At 43.2% G+C, this 11,729-nt stretch carries 12 protein-coding genes; all 12 read right to left on the bottom strand.

Annotated features, from left to right (window positions below; all coding sequences use genetic code 11):
• Positions 1–16: 16 nt before the first annotated feature.
• Positions 17–889 (bottom strand): ribosome biogenesis GTPase YlqF, encoded by an 873-nt coding sequence (gene ylqF, locus NAF01_RS09115; protein WP_163145087.1) that lies wholly within the window; start codon positions 887–889, stop codon positions 17–19.
• A 44-nt stretch (positions 890–933) separates the two neighbouring features.
• A complete protein-coding gene (gene lepB, locus NAF01_RS09110; RefSeq protein ID WP_035328928.1) occupies positions 934–1,485 on the bottom strand; it encodes a signal peptidase I in 552 nt (183 codons plus the stop codon).
• Between the two features lie 383 nt (positions 1,486–1,868).
• Positions 1,869–2,213 (bottom strand): 50S ribosomal protein L19, encoded by a 345-nt coding sequence (gene rplS / locus NAF01_RS09105; RefSeq protein WP_009330779.1) that lies wholly within the window; start codon positions 2,211–2,213, stop codon positions 1,869–1,871.
• A 135-nt stretch (positions 2,214–2,348) separates the two neighbouring features.
• On the bottom strand, positions 2,349–3,086 hold the full coding sequence (gene trmD / locus NAF01_RS09100) for a tRNA (guanosine(37)-N1)-methyltransferase TrmD (RefSeq protein WP_048009072.1): 738 nt from the start codon (positions 3,084–3,086) through the stop codon (positions 2,349–2,351).
• Positions 3,086–3,607: a ribosome maturation factor RimM gene (rimM, locus tag NAF01_RS09095; protein WP_048009043.1), complete on the bottom strand. Its 522-nt coding sequence runs from the start codon at positions 3,605–3,607 to the stop codon at positions 3,086–3,088. The genes trmD and rimM overlap by 1 nt, the downstream gene beginning before the upstream one ends.
• A 12-nt stretch (positions 3,608–3,619) precedes the next feature.
• Positions 3,620–4,006 (bottom strand): YlqD family protein, encoded by a 387-nt coding sequence (locus NAF01_RS09090; protein WP_048009044.1) that lies wholly within the window; start codon positions 4,004–4,006, stop codon positions 3,620–3,622.
• Positions 4,007–4,442: 436 nt separating this feature from the next.
• Complete coding sequence (locus NAF01_RS09085) at positions 4,443–4,673, bottom strand: KH domain-containing protein (RefSeq protein ID WP_048009045.1); 231 nt, start codon at positions 4,671–4,673, stop codon at positions 4,443–4,445.
• 11 nt (positions 4,674–4,684) lie between these two features.
• A complete protein-coding gene (gene rpsP, locus NAF01_RS09080; protein ID WP_009330784.1) occupies positions 4,685–4,957 on the bottom strand; it encodes a 30S ribosomal protein S16 in 273 nt (90 codons plus the stop codon).
• A 234-nt stretch (positions 4,958–5,191) separates the two neighbouring features.
• Complete coding sequence (gene ffh, locus NAF01_RS09075; protein ID WP_035328920.1) at positions 5,192–6,544, bottom strand: signal recognition particle protein; 1,353 nt, start codon at positions 6,542–6,544, stop codon at positions 5,192–5,194.
• A 12-nt stretch (positions 6,545–6,556) separates the two neighbouring features.
• Positions 6,557–6,889 carry a putative DNA-binding protein gene (locus NAF01_RS09070; RefSeq protein WP_048009046.1) on the bottom strand — a complete coding sequence of 111 codons (333 nt, stop codon included), beginning with the start codon at positions 6,887–6,889 and terminating at the stop codon, positions 6,557–6,559.
• Between the two features lie 300 nt (positions 6,890–7,189).
• Positions 7,190–9,970, bottom strand: a complete 2,781-nt coding sequence (locus tag NAF01_RS09065; RefSeq protein WP_250802148.1) for a VWA domain-containing protein — start codon at positions 9,968–9,970, stop codon at positions 7,190–7,192.
• Complete coding sequence (locus NAF01_RS09060; RefSeq protein WP_197248009.1) at positions 9,954–11,726, bottom strand: vWA domain-containing protein; 1,773 nt, start codon at positions 11,724–11,726, stop codon at positions 9,954–9,956. Before NAF01_RS09060 ends, NAF01_RS09065 begins: the two co-directional genes overlap by 17 nt.
• Positions 11,727–11,729: the final 3 nt, after the last annotated feature.

The following is an 11,729-nucleotide window of genomic DNA, read 5'->3' as shown; positions in this document are numbered from 1 at the left end:
AAGGTCTTCATTAAAATTATTCAGCTTCATTCCGCACTGCCATTTCCTCCGGCAGCTCCAATGTAACTGGTCCCATTTTTTCAGAACGGAATTCCCTGATTACCAGCTCTGTTACTTTATCATAATCAATTTCGCCGCCGCCCATCAGGCAGCCGCGCAGCCTGCCGATTTTATCAAAGACTTCAACGATATCTTCCGGGATTTCTTCGATATGGTAGCGGTCATTCAAACGATCCGGATATCTGTCGCCGAGAAAGCGCAGGGCATATATTGCAACATCCTGGAGATTTAAGATAGTATCCTTGATCGCTCCTGTCAGAGCAAGCTTAAGTCCCACTTCCTGATCTTCGAATTTTGGCCATAAAATTCCCGGGGTATCGAGCAGCTCCAGCTCTTTCCCTACCTTTATCCACTGCTGGGCTTTTGTAACGCCGGGAGTATTTCCTGTCTTTGCAATATTCTTTTTGGCAAGGCGATTGATAAGTGTGGATTTTCCGGCGTTCGGAATACCAACAATCATTGCCCGAATTGCCCTTGGCTTGACACCTTTCGCTCTCATTCGATCGAATTTCTCCTGAAGGATTTCCTGAGATGCGGAGACGATTTCTTTCATGCCTTGTCCGGCTTGTGAGTTTATCGCAAGCGCTCTTATGCCCTTATTTTCAAAATGCCTGATCCACTTCTTCGTCGCTTCTTTATCAGCCATGTCAGCTTTATTCAACAAAACAAGCCGGGGTTTGTGCTGAATGATTTCATCGATCATCGGATTTCGTGATGAATAAGGAATCCTTGCATCAACGAGCTCAAAGATGATATCAACCAGTTTTAATTTTTCTGTAACCTGCCTTCTGGCCTTCGCCATATGGCCGGGAAACCACTGGATTGTCACACCCGGCACCTCCATCCAATATGTATTTATATAACAAACAATCGTCAATCAACGATGCGAATATCCTCTATTGGCCAGTATATTACTCCTGCATCGCCGAGTACTTCTTCCATTGCAACAGGGCCAATATGTCGGCTGTCCTTGCTGAAGCGTCGGTTGTCGCCCATTACAAACAAATGCCCTTCAGGAACTGTTTCCTGTCCGATCTTTTCCTTTAAAGTAAATGGCTCTGTCAAAGGCCCATCGATTACCTGTTTCTTATATTCATCCAGATAAGGCTCCTCATAAGCTTTTCCGTTAACATAAAGAGTATCATCTTTATATTCAATCTTGTCTCCCGGAAGGCCAATTACTCGTTTGATGTAATCTTTGTTTTCAGGTGCATGGAACACAATAATGTCAAAGCGCTCCGGCTCACCAATTTTATAGCTGAATTTATTCACAATCATCCGGTCCTGGTCATGCAATGTTGGCATCATGGACAAGCCATCAACCACAATTGGAGCAAATAAGAAATATCTTATGACTGCCGCTAACAGAACTGCGATTACAAGAGCTTTTGTCCATTCCCACAATTCATTTTTCTTTTTTGCCATTAAATCCCCCACCATTCTTCTAACCCATAACAAATCTGCTATGGAAAGTGTTGTCTTACTTATTTTACAAAAATTCTTCTTAATAAACACGATGGGAATCTTATTTTTATATTATTTAACATTTATGTAATATTATTTGTACTTTACTATTTCATGAAAGAAAAAGGAGCTTGATTGAACAAGCTCCTTCTTTCTCTCATTTGTCCAGCTGCAGCGCTCAGCCCCTCGAGGTCATAAGCCAAATCACTCCAGAGGCTAACGCCTTCTGCGTAATTCGTCTTATGCTTGTTGGACCTGCACAGGATGTGCTGACGTCGACGTTCGCCACAGGACGTGGCGGTTGTTGTCGACGATCATTTGTGGCGCTTTCGCTTTTCATTTTATTATCGGATTTCTTTGATACGAGCTTTTTTACCGCGAAGGTTACGCAGGTAGTAAAGTTTCGCACGGCGGACTTTACCGCGGCGGATAACTTCAAGCTTCGCAATCTTAGGTGTGTGCACAGGGAATGTACGCTCAACGCCTACACCGTAAGAAATCTTACGAACTGTGAAAGTTTCGCTGATTCCACCACCACGACGCTTAATCACAACACCTTCGTATACCTGAACACGCTCACGAGTTCCCTCAACAATACTTACGTGTACACGTACAGTATCACCAGGACGGAAAGACGGAAGGTCAGTACGAAGTTGTTCTTTTGTGATTTCTTCAATTAACTTTTGCATCGTTTTCAACTCCTCTCAACAGACGCTCTTGCACAACTTATGTTTGCAGCGGAACATCTTTATCAGACGTAAACTGAACAAGTTCAGCCTAAGTCACAAAAAGTATCATATCATATTTGGACGGCAACTTCAATGTTATTTATCTTCTTTTTTTATTTCATTTAGCCATTTTTGCTGTTCAGTTGTTAATTCTGCATCTTCAAGAAGATCAGGCCGTCTTAAATACGTTCTTCTCAAGGATTCTTTGGCTCTCCATTCTTCGACAAGGCGGTGATTGCCTGACATGAGAACATCAGGCACCTTAATGCCTCTGAAGTCGGCAGGACGCGTGTAATGAGGGTGTTCAAGAAACCCTGTGCTAAAAGAATCTTTCATATGAGATTCCTGGTTGCCTAATACACCGGGCAGCAATCGGACGACACTGTCGATTACGACCATCGCTCCAAGCTCTCCGCCAGTCAGCACAAAATCACCAATTGAAATTTCATCTGTCACAACATGTTCACGTATTCTTTCATCATACCCCTCGTAATGGCCGCATACAAAAATCAGGTGATCTGCTTCTGCCAGTTCTTCGGCTTTTCTTTGCGTGTAGCGTTCCCCTTGGGGACACAGAAGAATCACCCTCGGAGACGCCCCGCTTTTACTGCGAAGATCCTCAACCGCATCAAATATCGGCTGCGGTTTTAAAACCATCCCCGCTCCTCCGCCATATGGGTAGTCATCAACGGTTTTGTGCTTATTGTCGGCATACTCCCTAAAGTTGACCACATTGTACGTTACCGCTTCATTTTCTGCGGCTTTTTTTAATATGGAATGCCCAAAGACCCCTTCAAACATTTCAGGAAACAGCGTGAGCACATCAATATTCATCATGAAAGCAATCCTTCAATCGCATTAATTTTCACAAGTTTATCTTTCACATTAACTTCTTTAACAACATCTTCAATATACGGGATTAGAATTTCCTTACCGCCTTTTGCTTTAATTACCCACACATCATTCGCTCCGGGAGATAGAATTTCTTTGATTTTGCCTACTTCTTCTCCATCAAGTGTTTCAACCGTACAGCCTATGATTTCATGGTAGTAAAATTCATCCTCTTCGAGATCGCCAAGCTGATCTTCTGAAATTTTCAGAATGCCGCCCTTCATTTTTTCAATCTGATTGATGTTCTCGTATCCTTCAAAGGTAAGAAGATCAAATGATTTATGAGTGCGGTGTGATTTCACTGTCAGCTCAATGGGATCACCTTTTGTGTCAGGCATGAACAAATAAAGTTTATTTCCCGGCTTATACCTGTCTTCAGCAAAGTCTGTTTTTGAAATGACTCTCGCTTCCCCTTTAATGCCATGGGTGTTCACAATTTTTCCAACGTTAAACCATTTCTGCATCCACTATCACCTCTAGCGTATTTCATCAACAATTCCATCTCTTATGATGATTGTTTTCCCTTTTTCTATGTCTTCCCAGGGGGTACCCTTTTGAACCTCGATAATCGCCTGGACTTCTTTTTCTTTTAATTCACTTCCTAATGGTAGCATATGTAATTGTTCTATTTGAAAATCCAGCAGCTGGACTTTTTCCTGCCTCAGTTGAATTTCCTTTTCAAAGTGCTGTTTCAGACTGGCCGGATGCAGCTTTTTGGTTTTTTCCTGCTTTTTCAGTTCAAACCTCAGCTGATCACTTTCTTTCTGCAGCTGCTTTTTTTTGGCCGCATAGCCTTCCAGCAGTTCCTGCTTGCTGTTCTCTGTCAGCACCTGCTTAACTGTAACCGTTTGGATAATGTTCATGTACAGCGCCTCCCAAATCATAATCCGAATGAATAAACGGCGTTACTGACACTGCTGTCATGTTCTTAGTTGGCGATGTTAATATTTTTACTCTTTACCTGAAACACTTTGTTATTTATATATTCTGCCCGTTGATTTCCGCTCCGGTCACTTGCTTTCCGCGGGGAGAGATGAGAGCCTCCTCGGCTTCGCCTGCGGGGTCTCTCACTTCCCTCACTTCCCGCAGGACATTGAATAAGCTTCCTCGAACTTACACCGCACGATGGAAATGCGCCAGCATTTTCGAGGATCAAGTGCCCTCCGCTCCAATCAACTCAGCGGATGAATATAGTTTAAATCAGAGGAGAATAAAGCCAAACAACAGGCTTTTTTAGATTGTAAAAAAAGGAGGGGAAACCCCTCCTTTTTTGGCTGCATCCTGCTCATGGCAGGATAATTATTCGATGATCTCTAAAAAGATCTTCTTTTGTTCTGATGAACCTGCTGCATAAACAACGGTCCGTATTGCTTTCGCAACGCGCCCTTGCTTCCCAATTACTTTCCCCATGTCATTCTTGTTGACAGAAAGCTGATAGGTTACGCGCTGATCCTCTTCTTGGACATTCACTAGAACATCTTCCGGAAAATCAACAAGGGGCTTAACAATCGTTTCGATAAGCTCTTTCATCTTATAATGAATTACTTACCGTTTTTAGCGTTATGGAATTTTTCCATAATGCCTTGCTTAGAGAAAAGGTTACGTACTGTATCAGATGGCTTAGCACCTGTCTGAAGCCATTTAAGAGCCAACTCTTCATTGATTTCAACGATCGCTGGTTGAGCAACCGGATTGTAAGTTCCTACTGTTTCAATGAAACGTCCGTCACGAGGAGAACGAGAATCAGCTACAACGATACGATAGAAAGGGTTTTTATGAGCACCCATACGCTTTAAACGAATTTTTACTGCCATTTTAAATAAGCACCTCCGAATAGTTTCACACAAGATAGTATAATATCAGATAGTTAATTAGTTTGTAAAGGTTTTTTTCTTTACATGTTATGAAAAGCTTAAATGACTAGAAAAGCGGAAGCGCCTTGCCCACCCCCGACAAGCACAAGACGAGCCTTCCGGAAAGGCGTTCTTTGCCTTTTTGGAAGGATTGGCTTGTGACCTCGAGGGGGTAGGCGCTGGAGCTGGACATTACTAAAAAGGGTTAAAAGGAAGCTTGAATCCGCCTTTTTTCTTGCCTTTTTGCTGCATGCCTGCCATTTGCTTCATCATCTTTTTCATGTCTTCAAATTGCTTCAGCAGACGGTTAACTTCAGGGACGGTTCTTCCGCTTCCCTTGGCAATCCGTTTGCGGCGGCTTGAATTGATGATTTCCGGATGAGTTTTCTCTTCCTTAGTCATCGACTTAATAATGGCTTCCACGTGAGTGATTTGCTTCTCATCGATTTGCATATTATTCAAGCCTTTGATTTTGTTGGCGCCAGGCATCATTTTCAGAAGCTCATCAAGTGGTCCCATTTGGCGTACCTGACCAAGCTGATCCAAAAAGTCATCAAATGTGAAAGAAGCAGTGCGCATCTTCTGCTCAAGCTCTTTTGCCTTTTCTTCATCCACATTGGCCTGTGCTTTTTCAATTAGGGATAAGACATCCCCCATACCTAAAATACGGGATGCCATCCGTTCTGGATGGAACGCTTCAAGGGCATCCAGCTTTTCACCCAGACCGACGAATTTAATCGGCGTGTTTGTTACGGATCTAATGGATAGAGCCGCACCGCCTCGGGTATCGCCATCCAGCTTTGTCAGGACTACTCCAGTAAGACCCAGCAGATCATTGAAGCTTTGTGCTACATTAACCGCATCTTGACCAGTCATGGCATCTACAACAAGGAAAATTTCATCTGGATTGGAAAGCTCTTTGATTTGCTTCAGCTCATCCATTAAAGCTTCATCCACATGCAGTCTTCCTGCAGTATCGATTAGAACATAATCATTATGATCCTCTTTTGCCTTTGCGATCGCCTGTTTTGCAATTTCAACAGGACTGACCTGATCGCCAAGGGAGAAGACAGGCATATTCAGCTGTTTGCCAAGCGTTTCGAGCTGTTTAATCGCCGCAGGGCGGTAAATGTCTGCAGCAACCAGCATCGGATTGCGGTTATACTTTTTGCGGAGCAGGTTCGCAAGCTTTCCGGTTGTAGTCGTTTTACCGGCACCCTGAAGACCGACCATCATAATGACTGTCGGCGGGCGATTGGAAACAGCAATTTTGCTTTGCTCTCCGCCCATCAGTTCCGTTAATTCTTCTTTAACAACCTTTATTACCTGCTGTCCCGGCGTCAGGCTCTTTAATACTTCCTGCCCGACAGCGCGTTCGCTGACTTTTTTGACGAACTCCTTGACAACTTTGAAGTTAACGTCCGCTTCCAAAAGGGCGAGACGGACTTCACGCATCATTTCTTTTACATCCGCTTCATTAATTTTGCCTTTTCCGCGGATCTTCTGAATTGTATTTTGCAGTCGGTCGGCCAATCCTTCAAATGCCATATATGCCGCCTCCTAATCTAATTTCTCAAGCTCTGCCACTGCTTCTTCCAATGCCTTCCGGGAAGGGGAGCCTTCCTGAAGCATCTCTTTTATTTCTGCAATCAGCTTGCTGCGCTCTTGAAATTTATGAAATAATAGTAGCTTTTCTTCATACTCTTCAAGCATTGCTTCTGTTCTCTTAATGTTGTCATAAACCGCTTGCCGGCTAACATCATATTCCTCGGCAATCTCTCCAAGCGAAAAATCATCCAGGTAGTAAAGGGACATATAGCTTCTCTGCTTAGGAGTTAACAACGATTGATAGAAATCATAAAGGTAGTTCATCCTCGTTGTCTTTTCGAGCATCCCTATTCCCCCTTGTTAAGTGAAAAGCCTTTACAAAGTAAAGTTTACATAGAATTTCATAACATGTCAAGAAAATATCTTTACAGTGTTAATTATTCATTTTATTTTAATTTATAATTTAGCCCGTTTATTTCCGCTGCGGGCACTTGCTTTCCGCGGGGAGGAACGGGAGCCTCCTCGGCTTCGCCTGCGGGGTCTCCCGCTCCCTCTCCTCCCGCAGGAGTCAAGTGCCCTCCGCTGCAATCTACTCAGCGATCTATAATACTTTTTTAATCCAGCTTTCTGTATTGAAAATCCCACTTACTTTTTCCTGTTTTTTGCATCCAGAAGCCTTTTCATGCGTTCTTCTCTTTCTTTCAGCGAGGGTTCGGCTGCAGGTTTTGGCCGGTTTGGTTTCTTCTTTTCTTTTGTTTTATCCGGTGTTTCTTTTACAGGATTTCCCCCTATATGTTTACCAGCCTTTTGCATGGAAGGAGAATGTTTTTCCCTGGAAGCTTTAAGGTTTTGAATTTTCATAGGAGCCTCTGTCGTTTCCTTCTTATTTCTGTTTTTCTTCAAAATTCCCGCTGCAAGACCCGTTAGACCAAAACGCCTTACTGCGATTTCTGAAAAAAAGAGCAGGAATGCAGCGAGAAGAAGCCATTCGCTGATTGGCTGTTTGGTGCTTGCCGGTTTTTTCAGCGGCCGGAATGCTTCTTCTCCGCTCGCGAGCTCCTTGCCTCCAGTCATTTTTGAGAGTGACTTCAAATGCTCTTTATTTGTTCCCTTTTGCAAATACTCCTCAGAGTAGGGAATAGTAAAACCGGTCTGATGAACCTGAACATTCCCATTATGATCTGTCTGTTTAATATTTAAAAAATACATTCCCGCACTTTCAGGCATCAGCGCCTCATACTTACCTGGCGCTATAAGCCTCATATTAGCTTCTATCTGTTCACCCGTTTCTGACACGATAGATGTCTCAATAGGCAAAGAAATACTTGCCGCAGACTCCAGGCTGAGCACTGTATTACCATCCTTGTTCTCAACATCAACTCTATATGGTTCACTTTCATACTTCGGCAGGGTTTTAGTAACAAGCTGATTAATAAAGGACGGCCACTTTTCCCAGCTTGCCCATTCTCCCGACCACTTGCCTGAGATGTCGGATGTAAATGCCGCTGTCCACCCCATTCCATATTGCCATTCAGCAAGTACCGGGTCTTTTTTTTCACTTAACAGCGGCACCTGTGCCCGCGGCTTAGCAGTGGAAGCTATATAGGCATTCATTTCCGGCACACCTTTTTCAAAAAGAGAGGACCAGTCAGGGTAGGGCTGGATACTTGGGTAAAAAGGTTTGTCCTCGATATAAGTTCGCGTAGCCATTACGGTTTCACGTGATAAAATGCTTGGTATAACGGAAGAGTCTGTAACATCGTAAAACCGCCCAGACCCCATTCCCGCAAGTTCTTCCAGCAGCCCTCTATCAGCATCCTGGCCAAGAGCAACAGTTGAGAGAGTGATATTCTTCTCTTTCCCGCTTTCAATTAAAAGCTCATAGTCTCCATTTGTGGCAGATTGGCCATCTGTCAGCAAAATGATATGCTTTCTCTGCAGCTGTAAATCTTCAAGCTCACTGTATGCCTGTTCCAGAGAGGTAAAGATTTCTGTCCCCCCGCCTGGTGTAATGGATTTGATTTTTTCAATTGCCTTTTGCTTATCCTTGAGAGGCTTGGTTTCAAGGATTTCCCATGGACGGTCATCAAATGCAATGAATCCTAGTGTATCTTCTTCACGCAGCAGTTCAACTGAACGGGCAGCCGCCTCTTTCGCCAATTCAATTTTATTTCCTGCCATGCTTCCAGAACGGTCCATAACTAACACAAGACCTAAGGAAGGCATTTCTTTCTTGCCTTTGATATCCATATCCACCGGCAGCAATTTCTCAATCGGAGTTTTAAAATAGCCCCCCAGCCCGAAGCTTTCTTCACCGCCAAACATAATAAAACCAGTGCCGAATTCTTTCACTGCCTTCTCCATCAGCATCATTTGCTGCTCTGAGATGACAGTTGCAGGGACATTATTAAAAATAATCGACTGATATTGCAAATAACCTGAGAGAACGGTCGGTAGCTTTTCTGGAATAACGATGTCAGTATCCAGGCCTGAACCTTTTAAAAGATTTGCAAGATCGCCAGCCTCCTCCCCTTGTACGATCAGGACCTTAGGGGTACCCTTCACATTCACAACTGAGTGAAGTGCATTGTTTTCAGAGTAGGCATCCCGGTCTGCAGCTATCTCTGCTTTATATACCGTTAATCCTGCGGTATCCGCTTTGTGGGTAAACGTATAAACATTTTTCCCTTCGTTCACTTGAACAGTTTCCTTTAATACTTCTTTATGATTTACCGATAGTCTGATATCAGCTTCTTTGGCAACGTTGCTGGTAACTTCTATTGTAATCGGAGCCTCTTCTCCTAAATATAGTGAAGGAGGAACGTTTAATTCTGAGATTGAGACATCGTCCCCTGCTGTTGTTTTTAATGGCACATGGTCAATCTCGATATTCCGATTTTTTAAAACTGCTGCAGCTTCCAGGCTTTCGCCTTCCGTTTCATTCCCGTCCGTCATCAGGACAATTCTGCCGGAAGACTCCCTCGGAATGAGTGAAGCGGCAAATTGCAGGCCTGCTTCGAGATTGGATTGGGAATCTTCTGCCACTCCGTTAAATTCGTTTATAGCTTCACGGTTTCTGCCCAGATTCTGTTCAAGTACTGCATTTTCCCCAAAAGCAGCCACTGCAAATTGATCGTCATTTTTCCTGTGGCTGGTGCTGTTTTCTATCCAGGCAAGTGCTTCCTCATTCGTGCCAATGCTTGCAGAACGGTCGGCCAGAAATACGACGGTCTGTCCCTTTACCGGAAGAACCACCTGAGGAACGGTCAGTGCAATAATTAATAAAGAGAAAATGATCAGCCTCAAACCGGCAATCCAAAACTTTTCATTTCCTTTTCCGCTGTGATTTCGAATAAATAAAAAAACGATTATGACAGCAGGAATCAGGAGGAGAAACAGGAAGGGATATTTAACCTCTATGCCCACGGCGATATACCTCCCATTCGATAACAATCAGGATTAAAGCGATGAACGCCAGCCAGAACCAGAGACTTTCATTAGGTCTTTGGGTCATGCTGCTTTTTTCAGATGATTTAGCATTCAGTGTAAAGGATTCTTCTATTCCGGCACTTTTCTCCCTTTCATCCAGAAGTACTGTAAAAAAATAAATTTGATTTCCTGATACAGCCTGGTAAGTTCCGGGGATTATAGGAGCTTTAAAGGTTTCCTTGTTTAGATCAAGAGAGTATAGATTTTCGTCTTTATTATTGAAAATTTCCCAGCTTCCAGTTCCATTGCCGATATTTATCCATCTTTCTTCTCCGGAGCTGAAATATCCGAGGAAATCTGATTGCTGAGATAGCCACTGGTAAGAGTTATACAGAAAGATTGGAAAACCTGGCTGAAGAGGCCAATCGGTGTCGGATAGATTAAAATTGACGATAATAATTGGCTGCCCATTATGCATTCCCCTTTGGACTAAAGGAATATCCCCGCTTTTCAGTACAGTCTCCCATTCTCCTTTCAGAACGGAGGATGCAGAACTGATATACACCTTCTCAAAGTTTGCATATTCAAAAAGAGGATCCTCATCCCCCGAGATTGCTTCTTCAAGTTTTGCTTTATCTTTGCTTGTATTAAAAAAGATTATCGGCAGCTCAGGGAGTCCCGATAAAGTGCTTCCTTCCGCCACAACGACACCTTTCATATCCAAACCTTTTAGAGCAGACGGATCTGTCTGCAGCAATTCGGCACCAATAGTTTGAAAGCCCTTCACCGCAAATGGATTTACATCTCCCAAAGTGTAAACCTTAGGTTTTGGGTCAGTGTAAATAGAGGCTGCATGATTATCTGCACTATAGCCATCGCTAATGGAAATAGCTGCCTCATAGTAAGGTTTTTCCGGCAGATTTTTTATTTGAATGGTTTTCTCCTCATTTGCTTTTAATGATAGATTCTGTTCAAACAGGACTTCTCCCTCAGATTTCACTGTAAAAGCTGTCTCTATATTTCCAGAAGACTGGTTTTCTATCACTGCAGCCGCTGAAATACCATCACCGGCGGCCGCTGTTCCAAACGACTGCAGCGACACATTCCCTGCATTCTCACCAATATTATGTACAACAGTATATAGACCGGCAAATTCCTTCATTAAATCTTTCTTTCCAGCTGAATCTGAAAAAATATGAAGAGCAGTGTCTTTTCCTGATGATAAGGAGCCTGCCAATAAGATGGCTTTTTCCATATTCTCATGTTCATAAGTAAGCTCCAGCCCTTCAATGGTTCTTCGAATAGCATTTAGATCATCTTCCCGGCTTAAGAGAATCTCATTTTTCTCACCTGCTTTAATTAAGCTTACCTGCTGGCCATTAAGCTTGCCTGCCAGATCAAGCATTTCCTCTTTCGCGATCTCAAAACGGCTTTTCCCTCCACTTTCAGCTGACATGGAAGCGGATGGATCAATGATGATGATTATGTGTTCTCCTTTTAAAGAATCTTCAAGCCAAAATGGACGCACAAGGGCTAGCATCAATAATAGAAGTGCCAATAATTGCAGCCAAAATAACAGATTCTGCTGAAGCTTTTTCAGCCAGGGGGAAGCCTGCCATTCATTCAGTACCTGCTCCCAGAGCAAATTGGATGAATTGGTCTTTTCCGCATACTGCTTCCGAAAGAAATAAAATAAGACAAACGCTCCGATAAAAATGGATAAAATAAAATAAGCAGGATTTAAAAATTGCATGTT

This window comes from Cytobacillus firmus (genome assembly GCF_023657595.1).
Classification (GTDB): Bacteria; Bacillota; Bacilli; order Bacillales; family Cytobacillaceae; genus Cytobacillus; species Cytobacillus firmus_B.
This window is presented reverse-complemented; position numbering and strand designations above follow the sequence as displayed.